Source organism: Microcoleus sp. D2_18a_B4 (genome assembly GCF_036702475.1).
Lineage (GTDB): Bacteria > Cyanobacteriota > Cyanobacteriia > Cyanobacteriales > Microcoleaceae > Microcoleus.
In genome coordinates, this window is the sequence record NZ_JAUBTL010000055.1 from 1 (window position 1) to 26,660 (window position 26,660).

Below are 26,660 nucleotides of genomic sequence, written 5' to 3' on the forward strand. Positions count from 1 at the left end.
TTCAAAGGTGGTACCCGCCACGTGATTTATCCGTGGAATCAATCCAAAATCTAAAATCTAAAATCCTCAAGCCCCCGCATTTATCCGTGGGGTCGCCTCTAAAATCTAAAATCTAAAATCTAAAATCGATTGACTCCCCGATCGACTACTTTTGTAGTACACTTGTAAACACGGCGCGCCGAGAGCGCAGTTTTAAATGCAAGTGTTTGCAAGGGTTGTATCTCAACAAGAATTTATGGCAAGCTTTCAGGACATCTTCAAATACTACAGCCGCTACTGGAAAATATCACTTTACAGCATAGGCGCATCGAGTGTTTTGGCACTAGCCGATTTGCTTGTTCCTTATGCGATCGGTCAAATATTAAACGTATTGTCGGGTCAAGCTACAGATACAGTAACGCAAAAACTCATAACAGCGATCGCCTCTGTTACCCAGCAGTCACCCAACAAAATATTATCGCTATCCGTCTTGCTGGGCATAATTTTTCTGGTAACAGTCGCCAAAGCACCGATACAGCCGTGGGTGGGAAATTGGTTCCACTGGGCGATACCATTGAGGGCAAGGCGCGATCGAATGAGAAGTGCGATCGGCAAAATCCTCACCTTACCCCTAGAATTCTACGACGAAAACAACGCCGGACGGATTGCCAGCCGCATCGCCAAAGGCATCGCCAACCATACTTGGACTTACCCAGAAATTGCCGGCGACTTCATCCCCGAAGTCGTCCGCTTAATCGGCATTTTTGCCGTTATCTGCTTAATAGAGTGGCGGATTGGCTTATTAATTTTGGTTTCATTCCTATTTATCCTCAGTTTCACCCTCAAAGGCCTGCAACAGGTGACTACGCGGGAAGAAATTCTGGATGAATACATCGAAGATACAGAAAGCCGCAACTCGGAAATTATCACCAACATCAAAACAGTCAAAGCTTTTGCGACAGAAAGCGATGAACTCAAAAGGCAAACCACCAGACTCGATCGCGAATTAAAAGTCGTGATCCACCGCATTCACAAAGGATACGTCACCCTGGGGACATATCAGCAGACGATCGTCCAGTTGTGTTTGTTTTCAGTTCTCGGTTTTAGCCTAGCAGAAACGGTTGCAGGCAAAATTTCCCTCGGATATTTTGTTACCGTCTACACCCTGGCAAGCATGGCATATTCCCAACTGCGTCCGATTAGCATTATCGCCGAATCATTGGCGCGGCGTTATTCTTCAATGATCCGGTTCCACGAGTTTATGCAAACGCCCGACGGTGTTGATGCGGTTAATTTAGCAGAAAATGCTCGATCGGCACAGCCACCTTATAAATTTACCGGCAAAGTTGAGATCAGCGGTTTGACATTCGGGTACGACAGTCAAAAACCCGTTTTGCAAGATGTGAATTTATTGATTCATCCCCGTCAGACTGTAGCATTAGTCGGGCGATCGGGTTCCGGGAAATCGACTTTAGTTAAACTTCTGTTTCGCTACTTTGAACCAAACTCCGGCCGCATTCTGATCGACGGCGAAGACATTTGCAGCTTAGACGTGACTCGCTACCGCCAGCGTTTAGCCATTGTCCACCAAGAAGTAGACGTTTTTAACGGTACTTTGCTGGAAAATTTGACATACGGAAACAGAAATGCAACTTTCGAGCAAGTTGAGGATGCTTGTCGCATTGCCAAAGTAGACGATTTTGTGCGGCTGTTGCCCCAAGGTTATTATACCGTGGTCGGGGAGCGAGGAATGCGCTTGTCCGGCGGTCAGCGGCAGCGATTGGGGATTGCCAGGGCGCTGTTGGTGGAGCCGGATGTGTTAATTTTTGATGAGGCTACTTCTAGTTTGGACTATGAGTCGGAGCGATCGATCCAGATAGCCATGCGAAATATTCTCGGTACGCGCACCACCATAATTATTGCCCACAGACTGAGTACAATTCGCGAAGCCGATGCGATCGTCGTACTCGACGGCGGTAGAATCGTCGAAGTTGGCAGTCACGACGAACTCTTGAGTCAACAAGGCATTTACCGCCGGCTGCACTCCCTGCAAGAAACCGGGGAATTAGTGAGTTAGGGATTTCCGATACTTTTTTGCTAACATTTGCTAACAAATACATAAGTTGAGATCAGATCTCAACCAAGGCGTATCAACCGATGCCCGTAGAAATTTCTACAAGCACTTATATTCTTGCCTTCAGCTTGGTTATCGCTTACAGCCCCACGCCAATCTGATTATTTGCTTTGATAATGTAGAGGCAACTTATTTATATAGCGGTTGCGTACTACCAAGGTTTTTCACCTACATCTGAGTGGCTAAATTCATTCTATATGACATGAAGACAAGAAGGCAAATGTAAGTGATTGTTAGCAAATGTCAGAAAAAGTCTTACTGTTAATCAACCTCTTAGTCTAGACTTAGGGTGCTCCGGGCGGCAGTGCTGTTTCATTCTCAGGAAAATCAGGCTTTTGTAGGGGTAGTGCTACCCCTACTCCCCGTGCCTACCCCCCCACAGACGAGTTCACAGGCGTTTGGGACATGGGGGCAGCCACTCTTTGCTGCCCCTACAAGAGAATGAAACAGCCCTGCTGCGGGCGGGCACCCAGCCTAGACTTAGGAATGCACACCTTAAACCAATACGCTTGGGTTAAAACTGTTTATTCCGGGCGAGATCCCCCTCGCATACCCCCTACTCCCCCTGGTTGTTGGGGGACGCAAGAGTAAGTTCTTGTCCCCCCCTTAAGAAGGGGGGCTAGGGGGGATCGGGCTCGGGCCCAAGCGTATTGCACCTTAAACAGTGTTCAATTTTCCCGTCTGCCGCTAACTCACTTATGTATTCTCAACTTAATGATTAGAGTTTTAAATATAATGTTGCAAATAAAGATTCTGGTGCTAGGATATATAACTGTGATGGAAATGGGTCGATGCCCGAGCGGTTAATGGGGGCGGACTGTAAATCCGCTGGCTACGCCTACGCTAGTTCAAATCTAGCTCGGCCCACCTCAATTTAATAAGAAGTTAAAATTTAAGAATTAAAAATTAATTTTTTAATTGGAGATTCTTAATTTTTTATGCCCGTGTAACTCAGTGGTAGAGTACCTCCTTGGTAAGGAGGAAGTCACGAGTTCAAATCTCGTCACGGGCTTGCTAATATCTCCTATATCCCTCAAGGGTTTCACGTTCATCGCACAGCAAGAACGTTTGTTTTCCGCTCAACTTTCGTGCTGAGGGTTTTCTAATATTTCCAAAACAACTTCCATATCTGCCAAGTCCGCCCTCGACTTTTTGCGTCTGGCTTTTAACTGATTTAGCAAGTCGGCTGGCTATGGAAATTCTGCGACTCCCCACAAGAAAACTTATTCTTTGTGGAACAGGCCGAAAAGCCTGTTCTTGAGAATGATGTAACATCTCAGTTCCAACTGAGATATTGCACCATTCTCAATTACTTTTTTAGGAACAGGCTTTTCGGCCTGTTCCACAATAAAATTCATCTGTTGTGGAACAGGCCGAAAAGCCTGTTCTTGAGAATGGTGAAACATCTCAGTTCCAATCGACTTTAGCTATGAGACTGGGGTTTCCCCCCGGCGGATACTGCCACAAACTGATCACAATATTGTACCCATATCCAAATCCCCGACTTGTTCAAGAAATCGTGAATCTAATCATCCTCATCCAATCCCAGTGGCACAAAATATTGACTGTAAACCACACTATTCGGCTCCCAAAGCGGTCGCCAATAAACATTTTGGATCACCGCTTTCTCCCCATCACCATCAGCAGGCCACTGAAAACTGACGATCGCAATATTGCTATATCCCACAATCTCCTCACCCTCTTGCAGCCAGCGATTGCGCCACAACAGCGATATAAAATTCCACAACCTATGCAGCAGTGACAATTGTTTATTTTTATGCGATCTATCTGACGCAGTTCCCTTTTCTAGCTGCAAAAATACCCGCGCCCTTTGCCGTTTAACCCAGTCAATCCGATAGCCCCAATCAGGCGGAGATTGTCTATTTTTGAGACCAGCCGCCACAGCCTTCTTTCTGGTCATCCTCGAAATATTCATTAATTCCAGCGGCTCATTCCATCCCAAACATTGGTGCGATCGCTCAGGAAACAGCGACTTAATCTTAGTATGAACTAAATGCGTTTTCCACTCCTCATTGATCAAAGCACTAGCAGTCAACTGCGCCAGCACAGAATATTGACAACTTGACTTATAATTCGCCCCCCTCAAACTCTCAATATTCTGTCGATAATCGCCAAAATGACAATCAGACCAATAACTCAGTCGCACAGCAGCAGCATAGTGAATATCCCCCGTCAACACAATCACCCGATCGCGCTGTTTAAAAAATTCCACCAACAGCTTCACAAAAGCTAACTCATGAAAATTCCAAGCATCCCCCGCATCACTACTAAAAACCTTCCCCTGTGCCACATCCCACTTTTGCACCACATCAATAATCCACAAACCCACCAAATTTGTCGGCACAACTACCAGCGTCGCCTCAATTTCAAACTCCCCAGTTTTATTCAGCAAATCCGTCTCCTTCAAAGGCTGCTGAATTTGCTCCTCAAAACCTTTGTGAGTCAAAAGCATCGGCGGATCGATCGCGCTTTCCACCGGATATCCCCGCCAATTCCGCGTATCCAGCACAATCACCTCGTGCTTAAAACTTCTCACAGTAAAATGCCAATTCAAAACCTCACTTACACCCTCACCATCCCGATCCAAAATAAAAACATCTTCATCTAATTTCAACTTAGGCAAATGAGTTTTTGGGTCGAGTCCGGGAATTCCCAAATACGAACCCGCCTCCTCCCAAGCAGAAACATCAGTTCCCCCCGAATCCGACCATTTTTCAGCAGCCTTGAATAATTTATCTCCCGGTTTTTCGCGATCGAACTGTGCGGGCGTATTTCCCCAAGCCTGAAACACAGCGTAAGCCAGCAAAGCATTCTGCACCACCCGCCGGCCCAGCGGCTTTCCCAGCACCCGGTAACACCACTCTCGATTCAAATAAAAGTCGTCGCTAACATCATGGTCATCGCAAATCATATAACTAGGAATATTCGCTAGCGCCCTCCTCACTCTCCACAAATTGCGAGCAAAACCGTCAAGTTCAACAACTTCTCTATCCCAGACTTTTGCCTGCTTAGAATTTGGACAAATATCCTTACCCTTCGGAAAACTCGTGCACCAGAGTACCGGCGACCAAACTAACAAATACATCGCGCAATATTCCCCCAAACTGAACAAGTGACTTTTAGACTTGTCCGATTGATTCACCAACATCGCCGTAAAGCCGCCAAAATCTCTGGCAATATCGCTGCGAGTCCCCGGCTGTAACTCAATTGGTTTTTTGGACTGATACTCAGCATCAGACGGTTTCTGAATTGGCGACTCTCTAAAAATTTCCCTCTCTTGGCCAACTGCATTTTCGTTTTCCGAATTTTTAGGTATACTGATACACAAATTCTTTTTTATTTGGGCATCATCCATCAGGGGTAGACTTTCTTCCCAGCCCAACAGTGTATCGCCAGCGTCAGTCAAAGCCCACAGCATGGCATCGGCAACGTCGTCGCCGTAAATTTGGTCGCCCGTTAAAAACAGTTGGTGGGGCCTGCTATTTGCCGTTCCTGCAAACTGTTCGATCGAATTATCCAAGATTGGCAGCGCATCTCTGCCGTCTCCGTGCGGCTTGCGACAAGAACCGTGAACGATACGCAAATAGTTTAAATCGTTCGGCGGCAGGGCAAAAGTGGGCAACTGGTGAGCGAAATAACTAATCGTCTCCGGCCCCAAAGCCGATAAATCAGGGGCGGCAGGCCACAGGCAAGAAATGAGATTTTCTTTCTCATTTTCTGGGACTGCACCCCCGACGTTCGACTCGCGACTCGCAGCAAACTCGATGTCATAAGCATAAATTTGCCCAGATGTCAAGACATTGCTGTTAATTGGTTTAGCAGTCACCGCGACTACGTGCAGGTATTTGCCGAGCTGCACGGTAGAGTTCGCACCTTGCAGCAAGGGCCGATCGACAATTTCGCCGGTTCCGCCCTCTGTCGAATAAACCTTGAGTTCGACTTGGCGGGGTGCTTTCAGAGCCAGCCAAACTGTCACGGATCGACTTTCAGTCCGGCGCAACATCGGGCCCGCAAGGATCAGCGGCAAGTGATGAATTCGATGACTTAAGGGAGTCCACGACATAGGATTTAAAAAATAAAAATTAAATAAGAGTGTTCTAGCAATCAGATTTTAGGCGATCGAGCATCTGTCACCCGCTTAATTAATGCTAAGTCTGCCAACCCAAGTCTCCAAAATTGTAACAACTCATTAAGTAAAATTAATAATCATGCTACAAGAAGAAAAATTACAACATTTCCGAGATTCAGCCCCGCAGTTGTCGGTAATTAAATCATCAGAACCCGCTGGACGACCTAACAGCCGGCCGCTCTACTCGTCACCTTTAGATCGGGCGATCGACCGCCACCCCCTCACCGTGGCTCCAGAAACCCCGATCGCCCAGGTGTTGGCTCTCATGAACCCGATGCGGGTATCCTGTCAGCTTTGTGGCGAAAAACAAAACGCTGTTGCTAGCGCAGCCAAGCGCAGTTGCGTCTTAATCGTGGAAGATAATCGGCCGATCGGCATTTTTACAGAACGGGATATCGTCAAGCTAACTACCGTGGCAGCTTGTACAGTCGGACTGACAATTGCGGATGTAATGACTCGATCGCCCATTACCCTCAAACAATCCGAGTCTCAAGATATTTTCACAGCTATGTTCACGTTGCGCCAGCACTCCATCCGGCATTTGCCCGTAGTGGACGAGGACTCGCGACTTCTGGGCATCATCACCCGCGAAGCCATTCACGAAGCCCTGCAACCGATTAACTTGCTAACCAATTTGCGCTGTGCAGCAGATGTCATGACGCAGCAAGTGATTTCTGCCCCAAAAACTGCCTCAGCCCTCGATTTAGCCCAGCTCATGGTCAAGCATCGAGTTAGTTCCGTCGTCATTGTCGAAGAGCAAACTCAGCATCCCGATCGGGCGATCGCACCAACACAAAATTATCAAATTCCGATCGGCATTGTCACCGAGCGCGACATCGTGCAGTTTCACGCCCTCGAACTCAACCTCTCGGAAATCCCGGCTGCAAGGGCCATGAGTGCGCCTTTATTTTGCATATCTCCGGCCGATTCCCTCTGGAGTGTCCACCAGTCCATGCAGCGCCACTGCGTCCGCCGTTTGGTAGTAGTTGGCAGCCAGGGAGAACTTTTGGGCGTTGTCTCTCAGACAAGTTTGCCGCAAGTTTTTAACCAATCTGAAATGTATGGGACGATCGAGCTGTTGCAACAAGCAGTGGACGATCGAGCCACCCAATTGCAGAAAGCCAACGAACTTTTGCAGCAAGAAATTTTAGAGCGGCAGCGGGCCCAAGAAGCCCTGCGCCAAGCTCACGACGACTTAAAAAAACAAGTTGAAGAACGCACCGCTCAACTTTTAGAATCAAATGAATTGTTGAGACGGGATATTATCAAGCGCCAGCGAGTCGAAGAAGTGCTGCGGCGAAAGCAAACTTGCTTGAAAAATCAAGCGCAGCAATTAGAGCAAACTGTGCGAAAGTTGCAGCAAACTCAAACTCAATTAGTGCAAACCGAAAAAATGTCTTCTTTGGGACAAATGATTGCCGGTATCGCTCACGAAATTAACAATCCTGTTAATTTTATCTACGGCAACCTTTCCCACGCCAGCCACTACATCAAAGAATTGCTCCAACTTTTGGAACTTTACCAGCAGCACTATCCCGAACCAGTCTCGGAAATTCGGGAAGCAGCAGCAGAGATGGAAATCGATTTTTTGGTAGAAGACTTATCTAAGCTAGTGTCTTCTATGCAAGTTGGAACCGAGCGCATCCGCCAAATAGTTGTGTCGATGCGTAATTTTTCGCGCTCGGATCAATCTAACATCAAGCTCGTTGACATTCACGAGGGACTCGAAACCACTTTGTTGATTTTGCAGCACCGGCTCAAACCCCACGGCGGACATCCACCTATTCATATTATTAAAGAATACGGGAATTTGCCCCAAATCGAGTGCTGTGCCGGTCAGATCAATCAGGTGTTCATGAATATTATCGGCAATGCTATTGATGCGTTGGATGAAGAAATCCAGAAAGGGGAATGGGCCAAGAGAGATGGGAAAAATTCACCCCTGTCAAATCCTAGTTCTCCATTGACTTTTCCCACTATTACAATTCGCACTGAAGTTGTTGGCGACGATTTTGTGGCGATCCGCATTTCCGACAACGGGCGGGGCATAACCGAGGAGATTCGCCGCCAATTATTTGACCCGTTTTTTACTACCAAGCCAGTCGGCAAGGGCACTGGGTTGGGACTGTCGATTTCTTACCATTTAGTTGTCGAACAGCACGGGGGGCGGCTAGACTGCGTTTCGGAACCTGGAGGGGGCACTGAATTTGCGATCGAGATTCCGATCGTCAGTTGTCATTAGTCAGCAGCCATACGATTTTAGATTTTAGATTTTAGATTTTAGATTGAAGAATTGGAAATGACTGAGGAAGCTCGTGGTTTGGATCGCGGGCCTACAGTTGCATTCTTTTTTTTAACTCGTATCAGTAGTTATTGGGAAAAAATAATATTCTCCCAATCTCCAACTCTCCAACTCTCCCGCTCCCCCAATCTCCCCCTCACCCGCCAATTCCTAAAAATTCACAATTTTTTACACAACACTCAAAACCCCAGCAAAATCACCCGCCACAGCCGAAAGCTAACATCACTTTGCCCTCCCCTGACCCAAATGGGCCCAACTCACTATCTCCTTTGCCTCATCCACTAGCGCCTTTGTGCCCGTTCAAGTTAGCCGCACAAGCCATCAACTGCCTGCATCCTAGCCCCAAAGCCAAAAGCCCAGATTGTTTGACAAGTTAATTTTTGTTTTATTTTTGTACCTCTTTATATTAAAAAAGTATCCTAAAATTAATTGAGAATCTAAAAAAAATCTAAAAATAGATTTTTAAATCCAAAAAGCAGTTAAGATTCCCAAAGATGCAAAATAAACAAATTTACTAGCATTTTCATTTAGACGCCCCCTTTCTTTTCATCGCAAGTTAGCTAATAATGCTTTCAACGAGGTGACTAAGGGCCGAGTCCAAAATTGGCCTAACCCAAAGACGGATACAAGCCCCAAACAAAAGTCGTCGAGATCGAAAATTTTAGTTAGAGAGAAGCCCCAGATTCATCTGTGGAGTCCATTCTTTAATCTCAAATCTGAAATCTCAAATCGACTGACAGTAAGGGAATTGCAATTGGGCTATTGCAATTGGGCTATGGAAATTGGGCGATCGAAAAAAAGCATGAAACCCCAGCCCTCATCGTTTTGATAGAAACCTATAGGAGAACCAAGAGTGAAACTAGCAGTTTACGGAAAAGGTGGAATTGGTAAATCGACAACAAGCTGCAACATCTCCGTTGCCCTAGCCAAGCGCGGCAAAAAAGTTTTGCAAATCGGTTGCGATCCAAAGCACGACAGCACATTTACCCTCACTGGCTTCTTGATCCCCACAATTATTGACACCCTTCAGCAAAAGGACTATCACTACGAAGACGTTTGGCCCGAAGATGTCATTTACAAAGGCTACGGCGGCGTTGACTGCGTAGAAGCAGGCGGCCCTCCGGCAGGAGCTGGCTGCGGCGGCTATGTAGTCGGCGAAACCGTCAAACTGCTCAAAGAACTCAATGCCTTCGACGAATACGACATCATCCTGTTCGACGTGCTCGGTGACGTAGTGTGCGGCGGTTTTGCAGCCCCCTTGAACTACGCCGACTACTGCATGATTGTTACCGACAACGGGTTCGACGCTTTATTTGCAGCCAACCGCATCGCCGCCTCAGTCCGCGAAAAAGCCCGCACTCACCCGTTGCGGCTCGCTGGTTTAATTGGCAACCGCACCTCAAAGCGCGACTTGATCGACAAGTACATTGACTCTGTACCGATGCCGGTGCTGGAAGTGCTGCCCCTGATTGAAGACATTCGCGTTTCTCGCGTCAAAGGCAAAACATTGTTTGAGATGGCCGAAAGCGATCCTTCCCTCAACTACGTCTGCGATTACTACCTCAACATCGCTGACCAGATTTTGGCAATGCCCGAAGGAGTAGTGCCCAACGACACGCCCGATCGCGAATTATTCGCCTTACTTTCAGATTTTTATCTAAATCCAGTGCAACCGGTGGTCAAGAAGGAGGAAGATGAGCTAGACCTGATGATGGTTTAATAGGTCTAGCGATCAGGATGAGGATAAAGAGGTTATGGCTTTTTTTGATACTTTTTCAGTTGCTCTCAAACAGAAGTGGTTGGACTACTACCAGGTAAATCGGGCTTGGCTGCTCCTGCACATGACGGCTGACAACACGGTCGCCACACCCGACGGCGGGAAAAGGCCTGTTTCTTACCTCATCCTGGGAATTGCGGCTGCCCTGGAGCCGGAACTCCAGCAATTAATGCTGCCCTTCTCAAAACTCAAGCCGGATGCAGACAGCCTGATCGAAGTGTTGGGGCTAAATTTTGACCCGGACCTCGCGCTGGGTATGCCCTCAAATATCGTGCCGCAGACGATCGGCACATCTCCAACACCCGCTGCAGCTCAAACTGCAACTACTGCACCTGCTGCAGCTCAAACTGCAACTGCTGCACCCGCAGCAGCTCAAAAGGCAACTGCTGCACCCGCAGCAGCTCAAACTGCAACTGCTGCACCCGCAGTCCCTCAAACTGCAACTGCTGCACCCGCAGCGGCTCAAACTGCAACTGCTGCACCCGCTGATGCCAAATCTAATAAATTGGGCGGTGCGGCCTTAGCAGCAGCCGGAGTAGTCGCCGGAGTCGCCGGAGCCGCCGGTCTGGCTGCTGCTGCGTCAGCACTGAGTTCCGACGACGAATCCTTCGATGAGTTTGAGGAAGAAGCAGTCTCTGATTTCGACCTGGGCGATGACGAGGAAGATGCCGTATCTGACTTCGACCTGGGCGATGACGAGGAAGAAGCGGTCTCCGACTTCGATATTGACGACGATGAGGAAGAAGCGGTCTCCGACTTCGACATGGACGATGACGAGGAAGAAGCGGTCTCCGACTTCGACATGGACGATGACGAGGAAGAAGCCTCGGCTTTGGACGGTCTCGGTCTCGAAGACGATGAGGAAGACGCCGTATCTGACTTCGATATGGGCGACGATGAGGAAGACGCCGTATCTGACTTTGATATGGGTGACGATGAGGAAGACGCCGTATCGGATTTTGATATGGACGATGACGAGGAAGATGAAGCCTTGGCTTTGGGCGGTCTCGGCCTCGGCGATGATGACGAGGAAGATGAAGCCTTGGCTTTGGGCGGTCTCGGCCTCGGCGATGATGACGAGGAAGATGAAGCCTCGGCTTTGGGCGGTCTCGACCTCGGCGATGATGACGAGGAAGAAGAAGCCTCACAATTTGGGACTTTGACCTCTGGAGATCTTGAATCGGGGATTTCCGATCCGTTTGGGGAAGAAGATGCAGAGTTTGTCGCCGAAGAAATACCCGATCCTTTTGGGACAGCGACCTCAGATGACCTAGACATGGATCTGGGCGACTTGGACGATGACGGTATTGACGATTTCTCTGTATCTGATGACGATGACCTCGATGATCTCGGACTCGACGATCTGGGGGAAGCAACTACCGGAGATCCAGATGAAGATGATTTAGATGCTCTAGATCTCGGTGATTTGGATTCCGACGATGAAGATGAAGAAATTTCCGGCTTTTTATCTGATTTTAAGTGAGGTTGTTGCGATCGCCCGCATCTCTTCTAGTCTGGAAGTTTTCCGCTCTATTTGTGAGTTGTGAGTTGCGAGTTGTTAATTTTTAATTAGCTCAAACTCACAACTGCCAAAAGGCTTTTTCCCGCGAGCGAGTTGAAGAACACTAAATCCCTGCTGTGAGGGATTGTATGCCCTCGCGCAGAATTTTTTAGCCAGAATTTTGGATGCTGCGGCTGCTGCGGAAATAGTGAATGGGCTGCATCTATTTTTCACAGGAATTAGCCCCAAAATAGGTATTTCTATTTATTGTTCGCTGTGCGTCGCGATCGCGCAAAACAGGTGTTTGATCGCCACTGCGCCTGTCCGTGATCGAGAGGAAAAACAACCTATTCCTCTGGTGGGCGATCGCACCGAGACGATCGCAAAATCCAGGTGTTTCCTCGCTCCGCCGCAAGTCCTGTTCGAGACGAAAAACAATTTAAATGGAGAAGATTTGAGATATGACTGCTATTACTACTAATGAACCGGAAGCTTTAAACTTTGAATGCGAAACAGGCAATTATCACACATTTTGTCCGATTAGCTGCGTAGCTTGGCTTTATCAAAAAATTGAAGATAGTTTTTTCTTGGTCATCGGTACTAAGACTTGCGGCTATTTCTTGCAAAACGCAATGGGCGTGATGATTTTTGCTGAGCCTCGCTATGCGATGGCTGAGTTGGAAGAAGGTGATATTTCCGCTCAGTTAAACGATTATGATGAGTTGAAGCGGCTGTGCTTGCAAATTAAGCGCGATCGTAACCCCAGTGTAATTGTCTGGATCGGCACTTGCACCACCGAAATCATCAAAATGGATTTGGAAGGGTTAGCACCGAAACTCGAAGCAGAAATTGGCATTCCCATCGTCACAGCGCGCGCTAACGGTTTGGATTACGCTTTTACTCAAGGGGAAGATACCGTTTTGGCAGCGATGGCTGCTAAATGCCCTGAGAAAGCGCCCGTGATGGAATCTCAGAAACAAGAACGCAATGCTATCTCTCAACTGCTGAATTTCGGCAAGAAAAAAGAGGAAGTTGCAGCAGATGAATCGGAATATGTCAAGCACACGCCGCTGGTACTTTTTGGTTCTTTGCCCGATCCGGTTGTTACTCAGCTAACTCTAGAATTGAAGAAGCAAGGAATCAAAGTTTCCGGTTGGCTTCCTTCCAAGCGCTACACTGAATTGCCAGTATTGGAAGAAGGCTATTATGTATCGGGCATGAATCCGTTCTTGTCGCGTACTGCGAGCACTTTGATGCGCCGCCGTAAGTGTAAATTAATTGGTGCTCCGTTCCCGATCGGCCCTGACGGAACTCGCGCTTGGATTGAAAAGATTTGCTCAGTGTTGGGAATTGAACCAAAAGGTTTGGACGAACGGGAAGCGCAAATTTGGGCTGGTTTGGAAGATTACCTGCAAATAATTCGCGGCAAATCTGTCTTCTTTATGGGCGACAATTTGCTGGAGATTTCTTTAGCACGTTTCTTGATTCGCTGCGGCATGACTTGCCCGGAAATTGGGATTCCTTACATGGACAAGCGCTATCAGGCGGCTGAATTGGCTTTGTTAGAAAAGACTTGTCACGAGATGGGAGTTCCTACTCCTCGGATTGTGGAGAAACCAGACAATTACAATCAGCTTCAGCGGATTTACGAGCAGAATATTGACTTGGTGATTACTGGTATGGCTCACGCTAATCCTTTGGAAGCGCGGGGAATTAATACTAAGTGGTCTGTTGAGTTTACTTTTGCTCAGATTCACGGCTTTGGTAATGCGCGGGATATTTTGGAGTTGGTGACTCGTCCGCTGCGCCGGAATAATTCGCTGAAGGATTTGGGTTGGGGTAATTTGGTGAAGAATGAAGCGAAGGTTTAATTTTTGAATTTCACCGGACTCCTAGCAAGGGTGGGCAATGCCCACCCTTGTTTATTAGAATAGTACAAGCATCTGTAAAACTTCATGGGCAAGTTAGGAAAACTGGTAGAACAATTTTTAGCAAATCCACCAGAAGTGCGCTTTGACGATGTGTGCTATATTCTAACAGCTTTTGGATTTGAAGAAAAGCGATCGAAAGGAAGTCACCATACTTGCCGAAATGCTGATGGATTAAAAATTACAGTTTCTAAAAAAGGTGGGAAGAAGGTAAAAGGAGTATACGTCAAGCAAATTGTTGTGCTATTAAAACTGGAGGAATGGAGCAATGAATCAGAAGATGAAAGTCAAGCTTAAATCTCTCGACTATTACTTGAGTCTTAAATATCCTATCAGTTTTTATCCAGAATCCGAAGGTTATACAGCTATAATCAAAGACCTTCCTGGCTGTATGTCTCAGGGTGAAACTTTATCGGAAGCGATGGAGAATATTCAGGAAGCTAGGGAATTATGGATAGAAACAGCTTATGAGTGTGAAGATGAGATTCCTTTACCTACAACGGAAATTGAGTATAGCGGAAATTTATCGTTGCAAATTCCTAAATCTCTACATTTGAGTTTAGCAGAAAAAGCGGAAAGGGAAGGAGTTAGTCTTGACCAGTACATTCTGGTTGTGTTAAGTAAAGCAGGCTAAAAGTTAACCCTCGGAGTAAGTTAGGAGGAAGGGTTATAAAGGGTAATGGCGGAAGCAAAAATTGAAGATAGCAGAAATAATATGGATATCAATGAACTTATTGTTCGAGGAATTTCTTATTATATGCAAGGCAACTACGGTGAAGCTATTGAATGCTTTAACCAAGCCATCTATCACGATCTAAACTGTGCTGAAGCCTATCACTACCGAGGTTTGATTCGCAGGCGACAAACAGATAAGCAGGAAGCTATTGAAGATTTACAGCAAGCGGCAAGGCTCTTAAACGATCCAGAATATACGAAGAGATCCAATACTTTACAAATATTTATTGAGCAGTATTGTTTCAAAAAAACTGAAAATGTACAATCAGATAATACTGAATATAATTGGATATTTCATCATGAAAACTGGTTCGAGTGCTATGACGATCTGGTAGACGCATTTCCCGATGAGTTTATGTCATCTTGGGAGATAGAATCTTTAAAACAAGACGCTGAGGGGTATATAGAAAGCGATTTTAAACAGCTAGAGTGCAGGCTGTCTCGGCGACTAAAACACAGTCAGGTTTTGCAGAAGAAGCGTATTAACAATGCCAAGTTCGATCCTGAGCGATTGCAAAACAACAACTTGCCATTGTGTAATTCCCATGAAGCGATCGCCCAAGCTATGGGAGTTAGTGTTAAAGGATTGCGCTTTTTAGCTTTTTCCCGCAAAAATTCCCATTATATCCGCTTTCAAATTCCCAAGAAAACGGGTGGAAATAGGAAAATCTCAGCACCGACACACTTATTGAAGAAAGCTCAAAACTGGATTCTTGAGAATATTTTAGAAAAAATCAAACTACACGAGGCTGCTCACGGTTTTCGCCTTAAACATTCTATAGTTACGAATGCAGAGCATCATGTAGGCAAAGAAGTCATAATCAATATCGATCTGAAAGATTTTTTTCCTTCTATTTCCTACACACGAGTTAAGGGACTTTTCAAATCATTCGGCTATTCGGAAACTGCCTCAACAATTTTCGGGTTGATTTGTACTGAACCGAAAATGAAAGAGATTGAAGTAAACGGTAAAACAGAATTCTTACTTTCGTGGACTGAACGATATTTGCCACAGGGAGCACCAACAAGTCCAGCAATTACAAATGTTCTGTGCCACAGGCTGGATCGGCGATTACATTCGATGGCAAAACAATATGGCTTTGATTATACTCGGTATGCTGATGACCTCACTTTTTCTGCTTCGGGTGAGAGTCTCCGCAATATCTTTAATATCTTCCAAAACACCAGGTTTATTGTTGAGCAAGAAGACTTTGAGATTAATGAACAGAAAACTAGAGTTATTCGCAGATATCAGCAGCAGGAGGTGACGGGTATTGTAGTTAACGACAAACTGAACGTTTCAAGAGAAAAGCTCAAAAATTTTCGTGCAGTTCTTTATCAAATTGAAAAAGACGGTCTGGAAGGTCACAACTGGGGACAGTCTGAGGATCTCATCGCATCAATTGAAGGTTTTGCCAATTTTGTCTCAATGGTCAATCCTGAAAAAGGTGCTAAATTTAAAGAGCAGATTGACCGGATTAAAGAGAAATACGGGCGCCCAAAAAATCCTAAAGTTCCTAATGTCAGTCAACCGCTTCTGAGTCGCTCCGACATAGTGAATCTGATTGATACTAAATTTCAGGAATTGAGATTTTCCAAAATATATACGGATATTTATTTGAAGAATATTTACAAGAAGCAATCACTGAAACAGTTAACAGAGGCAGAATTATTAGAATTGCTGCGTGACTTGACAAGTTCGCCATCAGGAGATGATGACAGAACACAGCTCAATTTTGTAAAAAGATTGAAAGCATTAATAGCCCAACGTATCAAAAATTCTACTCGCGCTGCGGAGGATTCGGATTTTTAAAGGTAGGCGATCGCATCCTTTACTAAAATGGTTGCTATATATTGCTTGAATTTGTTATAATCTGATCGTCACGCGCCACTGTAACTCATGTAAAACAGCCTTGCATTTCGGGCGGTGGATCGTCGCCCATACGTTTAAGCTAACTCCTAGTCGCCTATCCTTCGGACTTCGGCGAATTGCCCAGTTACTTTTTAAGTGATTGGATTTCTTCTTTGCGAAGGGGCAACCTGATAGCAGCAGCGCGTGATATTTTTTCAGATTCAACAGTGGTTGTAGAGTTAGAAAGTTATTTATATTGTTTGATCGGCGCGAACAGGATTTTTTTATAAACCGCTGATACAGGCAGATTAACACAGATTAACGCGGATGAAGAGTGCGATCGTACTTTTCAATCAATTTACAATTACGCCAAATTTTAATAACATTCTAGGCAAATAATCATCCAAATTCTTGATGTGTTCATCTGTTAACTCAATCAGGTTGAGTTCGTACTTCTGGTACAGTTCTTGCTTCACTTTCTTACGCGCCACATACTCCTGGTTGTTCTCATATCCCCAGTATTCAATATACACTTTTCCCCCAGGAATATAAAAGTCACAGTAAGCTTCTTCCTCTATGGGTAGTCGGCGTTCATAGGCGTGAACTAGCTCCGCCATATAGAGCCAATTATCAATCAAAACTTCAGCTTTAGACCGCACAAAATGACCGTCGGTTGTTCGATGCTGTGCACTCGCCCGAAACTTTTCCCGGAACCCTAGCTTTGTGTTTACTTCTGTTTTGCTCTGTTCTGAATTGTCACCTTTAAGACTCTCAATAGTCGCTATAAAAACTTGATTTGTCAGTATAGATTCTGGCCAAAGCACATAAGGAGTGTTGTCTTGAGGGTAGGTTTTTTGCACTGCCCCAAAACCAATCCCCCGCTTAGTGGCTACCCAGCCGTTGCGCTCTTTGTTTACCAATCCTAACTCTGCTAAAATTGGGTTGACTTTGTGCTTTGATATTTCTAGTTTCTCGCTGATGCTGGTAGCGGACAGAAGTGAGGGGGAAGAGGATTGTTGGGGTTTAGGTTTGGGCGCTGACACGGGTTGAGCGTTGTTAGCTTTCCAATGTTCGTAGCATAATTTGTGACCGGGTTTTGAAACTGCTTGATTGCATCCAGCCGCCGTGCAGGTTTCTGCTGAAATGGCAGATAAAGCTTGATTTATGGCTGCTAGCTTGCGGAGCAAAGGATCTAAGGTCATATTAACAGCTTGAGATATATTCAAAAATAGTACCACTTTAATTTCTATGCAGTCAAGAATTAAAAACTGGCGATTTTCTGTGGGATAGCTTCACTAGCGGGCACTTTTCCTCAACCTTTCCAGAATCCCAGGCCACACGCCCGTAACACGATCGCAGGTACGATCGCCTATAATCGAAACTAGCCCAACTCTCATCAGTTGAGAAACCGCCATGAGTCAAGACAAGGAAGAAATTAGCTATTCAGAGAAAACAGAACGTCTCAGAGTTATCGGTCAGTTTATCAAAACTGTGACACCGATGATTTGGACGATCGTAATTTTAGTAGTCATCATTCCCCTATTAGGTAACTTTCTAATTTCCCAGTCACTAACAAATACCGGAACCACAGCAGTTGTAGTCTCGCCGCCACACGATTTCAGCAAAGTCAACCAAGACATAAAAAACGCCATCCAAAAATCCCAGATAACAGCCGAAACTTTCGCATCAAAAGAGTTGGATAAATGGGAAACTGAAGTAATCGCACGAGTAGACAATAGTTTCCTCGATTGGTACTTTGATTACTTCACTCAAAAAAAGATGGAGTTTACCGTACCTTTTAATTTCGTGAAATCTGCCGTACTCAACAGATTTGATATGACAGCAGCATCTCAAGCTGTTTCCGAAAAATTAACTGAAGACTTTCAAAGAGAATTTGCTAACCGCGTGCTGGTACCCAAAAATGCTCAACTGCGATTTCAATTAATCACTCAAGATACTGCTAATTTGTATATATCAGAAGTTAGCAAGAATGTGAAAGTAGTTCAAAACAGTTATAATATACCGCAAGTACAGTGGGACAAATATCTGAACGATATTGCTACTACAATTAGCGATAAAGGAAATGTCTCGAATTTATCATTAAAAGTATTAGTTGGCGGTAGCGGTTACTTGGTTGCTAAACCCTTAATTTTGGGAGTAGCAGCTAAAGTTGGTAGCAAAGTTACGGCAAAAGTTGCCAGCAAAGCCGCCGCCAAGGTAGCCACAAAAACAGGCGGTACAGTTGCTAGTCAGTTGGGAGTAAGTTTAATCGACCCGATTGTCGGCATCGGGATTATCATCTGGGATTTGTGGGATTACAATCACACAGTCAAAGTAGAAAGACCGATTTTGCGGGCACACATTGTAGAATACTTGAAAGATGTCAAAAAGTCCCTGCTCACAAATCCTGAAAGCGGGATTATGGCAGCAATTTATCAGTTAGAGAGTGGTCTTCTCAAGTCACTTTAATTATTTAAATGGCGTCTCAATCATGTGTGTAAATCCCCGAATAGTGGTAATATCCACTGCAAGAAGGAAAGGGGGGAGACCAGCAGTTAGGCCCAGCAGCGCGCGATCCGACTCGCTACTGTGCGCGATCGAACACCCGACGGTGGGCGATCGCACTCATGTAGCAAAAAAAGAGAAAAAAATGAATGTTAAACGAGGCAAAAAAAGAGAGGATGTTGGGACAAAAAGAAGAGTTGCACAACTTTGTTTGCCATAAAAAAGATATCCCGTAATGGAAGATAAAACAAGGTTTTAGACTCATATTACACGGATTTAGTTGTCGCCATTTTTAAAAATTAGCGGTAGATTATGACTTTCTGGACTTGTGGCATTTACAGCAGAATAATTTAAAAGCTCCGATTGACAGGGGTAGAGTTCGGGGGAGCATCTCATATTTGCAAAAACACTTCTTTCTTCTTCCTTCTGACTCTTTTCTCCTGGCTCCTGACTCCTGACTCCTAATTCCAATTTCGAGCTTTGCTGCTTTCATTGAGATGCTCCCGATCTCGGGCGGGAGTGCGTTTTACCGATGAAGCTCTACGGCGAGGTTTGTAGGGATTTTCTGAAGTATTTGACGGAGTTGTTTTAGTTCAAAAAGGCATAACTTCTCAGCCGGAAGTTTTGTCGGCTTGGTCGAAATTGCGGCCAGAAATCGCACTGTTGACGAAATAGCCGAAAGTCAAGGATCGAGTCGGCAGTTGCGATCGCCCCCTGAGAGTAAAATCAAGTAAAATTGCAAGTATTGGTCGATCGACCCCCGTTGCTACACTATATTTGGATTCAAGGTTTGCTATACTCCAGAAATAGACACATATTAACCTTTGGAAAATCAATAGGCCGGAGCTATGACATCCTATGCAACCTCTACAGCAAGAGCCGAGATGAGTGAGATCCGGCGCTTGAAAAATATACTGCCCCCAGAACTCCAAAGTTGGGTAACAGTAGAAAAAACAATAGAAGTTAATCCTACCCTGATCCGCAGCGAAGAAATAGGCAAAGACCAGGTAGAAATCCAAATAGACCTGATCCGCTGGGAACAGCTAGCAATGGATCAGCGCAACCTCCTATTTTGGCACGAAGTCGCCAGAATCCAAAACGACACCATCCCCAGAGACGGTTGGGAAATGGCAGCCCTCGCCATTGGTTTAGGCGGCGCTGTCGGCGAACTGTGGGTGCAAGACGGCTTGCTGCTGTTACTGGCCCTATCTCTGTGCGGCGTCTCAGGCTGGAGACTTTACCAAAAAAACAACGGAGAGAAAAGTTTAAAAGAAGCAATAGACGCCGACGAAAAAGCCCTCGCCCTAGCCACCCGCTTCGGCTACACTCTCCCAAACGCCTACAAAAGCCTCGGCAGCGCCTTAAAAACCTTAATCGAGCAAACCTCCAAAAAACAGCAGCGGGCTAAATACGAAGCTCGTCTCCAGGCCCTCAAACGCAACGCAGCCAAAGCCAAAGCCAAAGTCAAACCCATCACCCGCGAAACCTCCCAGTCAGAAAACGTCTACAATTCTTAACCTCATCCCCCGACTCTTGGTACGGGGGTTTTCCAGTTAACCGTTAACTGTTGACTTCTGTGTTAGCTGTTAACTGTTAACTGCGATGGTTATCCGCTGCAAGAGAGGCACGAAAATTATGAACGACAAGATTAAGGGGCCTGAATCCACAAAAATCTTGATTCCGATGTCAAAGTTTGGCAGCAACTGCGTTCAAAAATCTTTGGGCCAAAACTGGCACTGGTAGGCTCAAGTCTATTTTTGCCTTTGATATCACTCTCGGCGGGCGAGTTGGCAGGCGTTTTTGTAAAGTTTGTATAAAGCTAGCCTTTTGTTAACCATAATATTTGGTAAAGGTGGAGCTGCTAGGACAGAATAGGCTAAAGACATCAGCTTGAAATTTGAAACTAGGACTTCATGGTCAGCCAAACCCCAGAGGCAGATTTTCGGGTTACGTACTTGGACGAGATTCCCTCAGTTCACATACCCGTGCGCTTGAGCGTACTTGAAGCCGTAAACTTCAAGACAACCTGCCAGCAACTTTTTTCGGGAAGCACCGTTCCCAGCAAGATTGTCCTAGACTTTAGTCAGACGACATTCATCGACAGTAGCGGGATCGGTGCTTTAGTCAGCAATCTGAAATTTGCCAAACAGCGTGGCAGCGACTTGGTGCTCCGAAGCCTCAAGCCGCAGGTGATGGCAGTATTTGCTCTCACCAGCCTAGATCAAGTGCTGACGATCGAGCAGCCCTCTGCAACCTCAACTCCCACAGAGACTAACCCCTCGGACAATCAGCTACCGATGACCCACCCCTCAGTGCAATCGTGGGTGAAGCGGCTGATAGATATCGTTGGGGCCATAGTCGGTTTGATAATTACAGGAATTTTGTTCGTACCCATAGCAGCAGCCATCACTATCAACGATCCAGGCCCGATATTTTTCGGTCAAACCCGCTGTGGCTGGATGGGCAGACAATTTCGGATTTGGAAATTTCGATCGATGTGTACCAACGCCGAAGCCATGAAAGCCCAAATTCAAAACCAAGCTTCTGGCGCATTTTTCAAAAATGACAACGACCCGCGGATTACCAAAGTCGGGCGCATCTTACGCAAAACCAGCCTCGACGAACTGCCGCAGTTTTGGAACGTGCTCAAAGGCGAAATGAGTCTAGTCGGCACTAGACCGCCTACCCCAGACGAAGTTGAGCGCTACGAAGTCCCTCAGTGGCAGCGTTTGGATGTCAAACCCGGGATGACAGGGGAATGGCAAGTCAACGGTCGCTCTCAAGTCCGCGATTTTGAAGATGTCATCGGTTTAGATTTAAAATACCAACAAAACTGGAGCTTGGTGTATGACTTGAAACTAATTGTTAAAACTGTAACAGTCCTTTTTAACAAAAATAGTGGCGCTGTGTAGGAGCCCTCAACAACCCAGCCCTGAACTTTCAGGTGCTGTTGCCGACGGGCGGCGGGAACTCGAACTTGATACTTAGTCAAGCAGACGATCGCTAGCGATACCTACGTTAGCATTAAGTGTTAAAATTCACACGCCCAGAAAATGCACAGCTAGTTGTCCGCTCTGCAATCAGAGCATTAATAATTAGCAATTAGCGAGTTCGAGGTCATACTCAAATGATCCCAGCATGATTTTCGAGGACGAGAAGAACTCACCTGTGTTTAGAAAAGTACCGACTGCTAACACGGTCGAAGATCAAATCACTTCCTCGCAACCTGAATCGGGAATTTTCCCTTTTTAAACGCCCTACCGAGGCGGGTTACAGTATCGGAAGTCTCTCATTTGCTGTGCGAGTAAATGGTGCGAAAGGAATGCTCACCTTGAGGCAAAACGGGCTTCTTCAACTCAAGCTTGACTTAACTAATATGTTGCCAAGACCTTGCCCTCCTTTTTCTCTCCCTCCGGCGCTGAGTACAGCGGTGGTGGGGGCCGACCAGGGGGAAGAAAGATGAAAGACAAGCAACCAAAGGCCGAGCCGCACCTTCAGGTTGAAACAGACCTGAATGCTTTAACATCCGTTTTGGAATGGTTGGAGAATATCGTTTTGCCCCTGTTGCCAGCGGATTTCTGGTGGCAGTGCCGGCTGATAATCAACGAAGGCTTTACAAACGCTGTCCGCCACGCTCACCAGAACTTGCCTCCCACAACGCCCATAGACATTGAGGTAAAAGTGTTTGCCGATTACTTAGAAATTAGGATTTGGGACAGGGGTCAACCCTTCAACTTAGAAGCAAAGCTGCACTCGATCATGCAAGAGCAGCGCGATCCTTTGGACAGAGAAGGAGAAAGGGGACTGGTGTTCATGTACAAGCTCACAGACGACCTTCGGTATATCCGTACCGACGATCGCCGCAACTGCCTGGTAATGCGAAAAAACATTAGCTGAGGGCGCGATACCCGCCCGGTAAGGGCGGCTTCTTTCCCAAGGAGTGGAAGATCGCCTCGCCCCTTATTGTCCTACCCGGAACCCAACCACATCCTCTGCAATTCTGCGGGTGCAGGCTTGATGCACGCGGCTGCAGGACAATTTGCTTCAAAATAAATATTATGCGTATTCTAATTTATTCCTATAACTATTATCCAGAGCCGATCGGCATTGCCCCCCTGATGACAGAACTAGCGCAAGGCCTAGTCAAGCGCGGGCATCAAGTCCGAGTCGTCACGGGAATGCCCAACTATCCCCAGCGCCGGATTTATCCGCAATATGAGGGCCAATTTTACCTCACCGAAGAACACAACGGCGTCACAATTCAGCGCAGCTATCTGCGCGTCAACGGCCCCCACCCCAGCCTCCTAGACCGACTTGTGCTAGACGGCAGTTTTGTCGTCTCCAGCGCCGTCCAAGCCTTCAGAGGCTGGCGTCCCGACGTGATTTTCTCGACAATGCCCCCTTTACCGATTTGCGTCCCAGTCGCCTTTTACGGCTGGATTCGCGCTTGCCCGATCGTCCTCAACGTTCAGGATATCGTCTCAGAAGCAGCCGTGCGCGTCGGCTTGGTCAAAAAAAACGGACTGCTAGTTCGCATTGCTGACGCTTTGGAAAAATTGGCCTACAGCACAGCCAGCCAAGTCAGCGTCATCGACAGCGGTTTTGTCACCAAATTGCATTCTCAAGGAGTACCCCCGGAAAAAATAGTTTGCGTTCCCAATTGGGTTGATGTCAATTTCATTCGGCCCTTACCCAAGGAAAGTAACTCATTTCGAGAAACTCACAAACTCAATGGCAAATTTGTCGTTCTTTATGCTGGCAATATTGCTCTAACTCAAGGCTTGCAAACAGTTGTCCAAGCAGCGGCTCGTTTGAAACACATAACCGAAATTGCTTTTGTAATTGTGGGGGAATCAACAGCCTTGGCGCGCTTGCAACAAGATTGCGAAACTTACAAAGCTAATAATGTAATGCTGCTACCATTTGAACCGCGAGAAAAATTGCCAGAATTGTTGGCTGCTGCTGATGTTAGTTTAGTCGTACAAAAGCGCCGCGTTACTAACTTCAATATGCCTTCAAAAATTCAAGTAATTCTCGCCAGCGGCAGGGCAATTTTGGCTTCGGTTCCCGAAACCGGTACGGCCCAGAAAGCAGTGCAGCAAAGCGGTGGCGGGGTGGTGGTAGCGCCGGAAGATCCGCAGGCTTTGGCTGAGGCTGTTGAGGATTTGTACTTGCACCCTGCTAAGGTGGATGCGTTGGGCGAGCAGGGCAGAAATTATGCTGTGGAGAATTACGGATTTGAGGAAGCTTTGAATCATTATGAAGCTTTATTTGCGGCGGTTGCAGCGAGTCATGGTGATAAGCTGTTGCAGCCTTTGCCGAAATAATAAGCTCATTAGGTTAGTGAGTACCGACCTTTATTTGTTTCTTGGTGAAACCGAATCTTAAGAGTTATAATGTATTTACTGTATTTAAAGAGCGATTAATATTTAAGTGTTTTTACAATGCCTGCCAAAGACACCTATCACAATGCAGTTAAAAATGCCCTGCTAAAAGATGGTTGGAGAATTACGGCTGACCCGTACTTCATCAAATATGAGGATGCGGAGTTGTATGCCGATATAGCAGCAGAAAAGCCGATCGCCGCAGAACGCCAAGGACAAAAAATAGTTGTTGAAATTAAGAGCTTTATTGGGCGATCGCTAATGTATGATTTTCACGGCGCACTCGGTCAATACATTGTCTACCGAAATCTGATTCAACTCACGGCTCCAGAATACAGGCTCTATTTTGCAATTGATGATATCGTATACCAAGATTTTTTTAAACGCAAGTCTATCCAAGTAATTACTAATGAAAATCAGGTTTTGTTAATGGTAGTTGAAATGGCAAAGGAGGAAATTCTGGAATGGATAAATTAGAATACTATCGCAATACAATTAAACAAATATTGACTGGATATTATGAAATGACCGTCAAAGGGGCGATCGCACTAGATGAATTAGAGCCAGAGCATCGTCTAGCATTTGACGAAGAACGAGATCACTATCTATGGTTTCGTTCGGGCTGGGATGGCAAAAAACGGCTCCGCCACATTACCATGTATCTTCGGATTAAAGAGGGTAAAATTTGGGTAGAAGAAGATTGGACGAATTTGTGCGTAGTTGATGATTTACTAGCAGCAGGAATTTCTAAGGGCGATATTGTTTTGGGGTTTCATCATCCTAGCAAAAGACCTTTGACAGAATTTGCCACAGTTTGATGAGAGACAAAAATTTATAGCCTCATTTCACTCCTTTGGCTGTCACGGATTGAATAAATCAATAAAAAATATCCGATCGCGACAGCCAAAGGGCAAAATCTACAAACTAACTCTCGTTATGCTCTTTGCGCGCTTTTTTGTGGTTGATAACATAGACGCCCCAAGGGAGGCGAATTCCAGTAAGCGCCGTCAGTCCCAAGCGAGCGTGTTCGGGATTCGAGGCATCCAAATCCGTCCAACTGAGGTTAGTTTTGTGCAGGTTGGCCTCAGCTAAATTAGTACCGTTGAGATTAGCCCAACTCACATCAGCATAGCTGAGATTGGCACGGCTTAAATTGGCTCGTTCTAAATCTCCTCGACTTAAATTAGCTCCTTCTAAATCAGCTTTGTGGAAGTTGCAGCCAATGGCGCGAATGCTGTGCAAGTCAGCTTGATGCAATTTGGCACTGGCGAAGTTTGCACTTTCGGCGCGAGCCAAACTCAGCACCGCCCAACTGAGGTTAACTTGGCTACAATTAGCCTGTGTTAAGTTGGCTTTCGAGAGGTTTGTTCCTTCTAAATTAGCTTTCCACAGTACCGCACCTTGAAAGTTAATTTCTGAGAGATTCATGCCACTTAAATCGACTGCTGTAAGATTCGTGTAGCTGAAATCCCTTTGTCCTCGATCGAATTCGTCGCGAAACTGCGCGGTGTTCATTTGTTTTCGGTTAGAAGTTGCGTCAAAGAATGGCATCATGGCTGTTTTCCTGAGTTATTTCGAGTTTGTTGAGTTGGCAGCCGCTCTTGGAATTGGAGAGCGGCTAAAGGTGAAAAGTTATCGGTATGATTTGGGAGTGACGAACTTTGTACCGCCTGCAATTTTGCGCTGGAGTGCTTGCTGGAGGAAGTTGCCTAACAAGTCAGCGGCACTGGGGGCAAATTCCAGATATTTGTGCAGTCGGTGGAAGTTGCCGATTTTGCCTTCTGCCGGCACGAATTCTTCGATCAGTTCGCGAATTCGCAGGTGTTCCGCAAGGTACTGGCGGATGTATTTGAGGTCGTTGATAGATTTGCGAAGGTCTTCGGCCTCTATTTCTTCTGGGCTCGATCGCGATTTCCAAAACCGGAACTGTCGTTGAAGGGTGTGCTGTTCGGCGGTATCGAGCAGGTATTCTGCGGCTTTGAGGAAGCGCTGAGTTTCTTCCCGGATGCCCGATCGCACTTGTTGTTCGATGTCGTCTGTGAGGTGTTTCTGGGCGAGTGCATCCGCCAATGTATTTAGCAGAATTTGAATTTTCCCAGAAGCTGTCAGAATGTCAGCTTGTGCGAGTTCCAGGTTTTGCAGGAGAATATCGCAGATATCTGGCAGGATTTCTGCTCCCTCACAGGCATTTTCAACTGCGTAAACTTGGTCGAGGTACTGTACCAACTCCGGGTAATCAATGCGTCCGGTTTGCTGGACTTCAGCGATATAGAGGCTTAGCAGGCGGGTTTTGTACTCTGATTCTGATGTAGATGGCTCCGGCTGCACAACCGGGGGCAGCGGTTCAGAGTCGGGAACTAAGGAGATGCGGGTTTTGGCGGAGCTGGGGTGTTGTGAGTTGAGCATTTTAACC

22 protein-coding genes and 2 tRNA genes are annotated in these 26,660 nt (G+C 46.2%); 19 read left to right on the plus strand and 5 right to left on the minus strand.

Features of this window, described 5'->3' with window-relative positions; genetic code table 11:
- Positions 1-235: 235 nt before the first annotated feature.
- The 3 genes from QUB04_RS25305 to QUB04_RS25315 all read left to right on the plus strand — a co-directional run bounded on the left by QUB04_RS25305 (position 236) and on the right by QUB04_RS25315 (position 3,125).
- Positions 236-2,056 carry an ABC transporter ATP-binding protein gene (locus tag QUB04_RS25305; RefSeq protein ID WP_333288625.1) on the plus strand — a complete coding sequence of 607 codons (1,821 nt, stop codon included), beginning with the start codon at positions 236-238 and terminating at the stop codon, positions 2,054-2,056.
- An 842-nt stretch (positions 2,057-2,898) separates the two neighbouring features.
- Positions 2,899-2,980, plus strand: a tRNA-Tyr gene (locus QUB04_RS25310).
- Between the two features lie 73 nt (positions 2,981-3,053).
- Positions 3,054-3,125, plus strand: a tRNA-Thr gene (locus QUB04_RS25315).
- A gap of 211 nt (positions 3,126-3,336) precedes the next feature.
- Here the strand turns inward: QUB04_RS25315 and QUB04_RS25320 are convergent.
- Both QUB04_RS25320 and QUB04_RS25325 read right to left on the minus strand, forming a co-directional pair.
- Positions 3,337-3,519: a hypothetical protein gene (locus QUB04_RS25320; RefSeq protein WP_333288627.1), complete on the minus strand. Its 183-nt coding sequence runs from the start codon at positions 3,517-3,519 to the stop codon at positions 3,337-3,339.
- 119 nt (positions 3,520-3,638) lie between these two features.
- Entirely contained in the window at positions 3,639-6,197 is a 2,559-nt protein-coding gene (locus QUB04_RS25325; RefSeq protein WP_333288629.1) for a PhoD-like phosphatase, read from the minus strand.
- Positions 6,198-6,342: 145 nt separating this feature from the next.
- Between QUB04_RS25325 and QUB04_RS25330 the strand changes: the two genes are divergently transcribed.
- The 8 genes from QUB04_RS25330 (at position 6,343) to QUB04_RS25365 (ending at position 16,319) form a co-directional block, all read left to right on the plus strand.
- Entirely contained in the window at positions 6,343-8,505 is a 2,163-nt protein-coding gene (locus QUB04_RS25330; protein WP_333288631.1) for a CBS domain-containing protein, read from the plus strand.
- Positions 8,506-9,418: 913 nt separating this feature from the next.
- Positions 9,419-10,285 (plus strand): ferredoxin:protochlorophyllide reductase (ATP-dependent) iron-sulfur ATP-binding protein, encoded by an 867-nt coding sequence (gene bchL / locus QUB04_RS25335; protein WP_006634709.1) that lies wholly within the window; start codon positions 9,419-9,421, stop codon positions 10,283-10,285.
- A gap of 34 nt (positions 10,286-10,319) precedes the next feature.
- A complete protein-coding gene (locus QUB04_RS25340) occupies positions 10,320-11,825 on the plus strand; it encodes a DUF5331 domain-containing protein (protein ID WP_333288633.1) in 1,506 nt (501 codons plus the stop codon).
- Between the two features lie 163 nt (positions 11,826-11,988).
- Positions 11,989-12,324, plus strand: a complete 336-nt coding sequence (locus QUB04_RS25345) for a hypothetical protein (RefSeq protein WP_333288635.1) — start codon at positions 11,989-11,991, stop codon at positions 12,322-12,324.
- Positions 12,305-13,714 carry a ferredoxin:protochlorophyllide reductase (ATP-dependent) subunit N gene (locus QUB04_RS25350; RefSeq protein WP_199292772.1) on the plus strand — a complete coding sequence of 470 codons (1,410 nt, stop codon included), beginning with the start codon at positions 12,305-12,307 and terminating at the stop codon, positions 13,712-13,714. Before QUB04_RS25345 ends, QUB04_RS25350 begins: the two co-directional genes overlap by 20 nt.
- Positions 13,715-13,798: 84 nt before the next feature.
- Positions 13,799-14,068, plus strand: a complete 270-nt coding sequence (locus QUB04_RS25355) for a type II toxin-antitoxin system HicA family toxin (RefSeq protein ID WP_333288637.1) — start codon at positions 13,799-13,801, stop codon at positions 14,066-14,068.
- On the plus strand, positions 14,040-14,405 hold the full coding sequence (locus QUB04_RS25360) for a type II toxin-antitoxin system HicB family antitoxin (RefSeq protein ID WP_333141128.1): 366 nt from the start codon (positions 14,040-14,042) through the stop codon (positions 14,403-14,405). Before QUB04_RS25355 ends, QUB04_RS25360 begins: the two co-directional genes overlap by 29 nt.
- Before the next feature lie 45 nt (positions 14,406-14,450).
- A complete protein-coding gene (locus tag QUB04_RS25365; protein WP_333288639.1) occupies positions 14,451-16,319 on the plus strand; it encodes a retron St85 family RNA-directed DNA polymerase in 1,869 nt (622 codons plus the stop codon).
- A 392-nt stretch (positions 16,320-16,711) separates the two neighbouring features.
- On the opposite strand, the gene QUB04_RS25370 is transcribed toward QUB04_RS25365, so the two are convergent.
- Positions 16,712-17,596, minus strand: coding sequence for a hypothetical protein (locus QUB04_RS25370; RefSeq protein ID WP_333288641.1), 885 nt, complete (start codon positions 17,594-17,596; stop codon positions 16,712-16,714).
- 175 nt (positions 17,597-17,771) lie between these two features.
- Here QUB04_RS25370 and QUB04_RS25375 point away from each other — a divergent pair, with 175 nt between their 5' ends.
- The 8 genes from QUB04_RS25375 to QUB04_RS25410 all read left to right on the plus strand — a co-directional run bounded on the left by QUB04_RS25375 (position 17,772) and on the right by QUB04_RS25410 (position 25,065).
- Positions 17,772-18,827 carry a hypothetical protein gene (locus QUB04_RS25375; RefSeq protein WP_333288643.1) on the plus strand — a complete coding sequence of 352 codons (1,056 nt, stop codon included), beginning with the start codon at positions 17,772-17,774 and terminating at the stop codon, positions 18,825-18,827.
- Between the two features lie 43 nt (positions 18,828-18,870).
- On the plus strand, positions 18,871-19,083 hold the full coding sequence (locus tag QUB04_RS25380; RefSeq protein WP_333288645.1) for a hypothetical protein: 213 nt from the start codon (positions 18,871-18,873) through the stop codon (positions 19,081-19,083).
- A 628-nt stretch (positions 19,084-19,711) separates the two neighbouring features.
- Complete coding sequence (locus QUB04_RS25385) at positions 19,712-20,380, plus strand: DUF3318 domain-containing protein (protein ID WP_333056576.1); 669 nt, start codon at positions 19,712-19,714, stop codon at positions 20,378-20,380.
- A gap of 396 nt (positions 20,381-20,776) precedes the next feature.
- Entirely contained in the window at positions 20,777-21,775 is a 999-nt protein-coding gene (locus tag QUB04_RS25390; RefSeq protein WP_333288647.1) for a sugar transferase, read from the plus strand.
- 547 nt (positions 21,776-22,322) lie between these two features.
- Positions 22,323-22,760 carry an ATP-binding protein gene (locus QUB04_RS25395; RefSeq protein ID WP_333141659.1) on the plus strand — a complete coding sequence of 146 codons (438 nt, stop codon included), beginning with the start codon at positions 22,323-22,325 and terminating at the stop codon, positions 22,758-22,760.
- 161 nt (positions 22,761-22,921) lie between these two features.
- On the plus strand, positions 22,922-24,190 hold the full coding sequence (locus QUB04_RS25400) for a WcaI family glycosyltransferase (RefSeq protein WP_333288650.1): 1,269 nt from the start codon (positions 22,922-22,924) through the stop codon (positions 24,188-24,190).
- Between the two features lie 117 nt (positions 24,191-24,307).
- Positions 24,308-24,724: a XisH family protein gene (locus tag QUB04_RS25405; RefSeq protein WP_333288652.1), complete on the plus strand. Its 417-nt coding sequence runs from the start codon at positions 24,308-24,310 to the stop codon at positions 24,722-24,724.
- Complete coding sequence (locus tag QUB04_RS25410) at positions 24,712-25,065, plus strand: XisI protein (RefSeq protein WP_333288654.1); 354 nt, start codon at positions 24,712-24,714, stop codon at positions 25,063-25,065. Before QUB04_RS25405 ends, QUB04_RS25410 begins: the two co-directional genes overlap by 13 nt.
- Before the next feature lie 106 nt (positions 25,066-25,171).
- Here QUB04_RS25410 and QUB04_RS25415 read toward each other — a convergent pair whose 3' ends face one another.
- On the minus strand, positions 25,172-25,801 hold the full coding sequence (locus QUB04_RS25415) for a pentapeptide repeat-containing protein (RefSeq protein WP_333288656.1): 630 nt from the start codon (positions 25,799-25,801) through the stop codon (positions 25,172-25,174).
- Positions 25,802-25,879: 78 nt separating this feature from the next.
- Positions 25,880-26,653, minus strand: a complete 774-nt coding sequence (locus tag QUB04_RS25420) for a hypothetical protein (RefSeq protein WP_333288658.1) — start codon at positions 26,651-26,653, stop codon at positions 25,880-25,882.
- Positions 26,654-26,660: the final 7 nt, after the last annotated feature.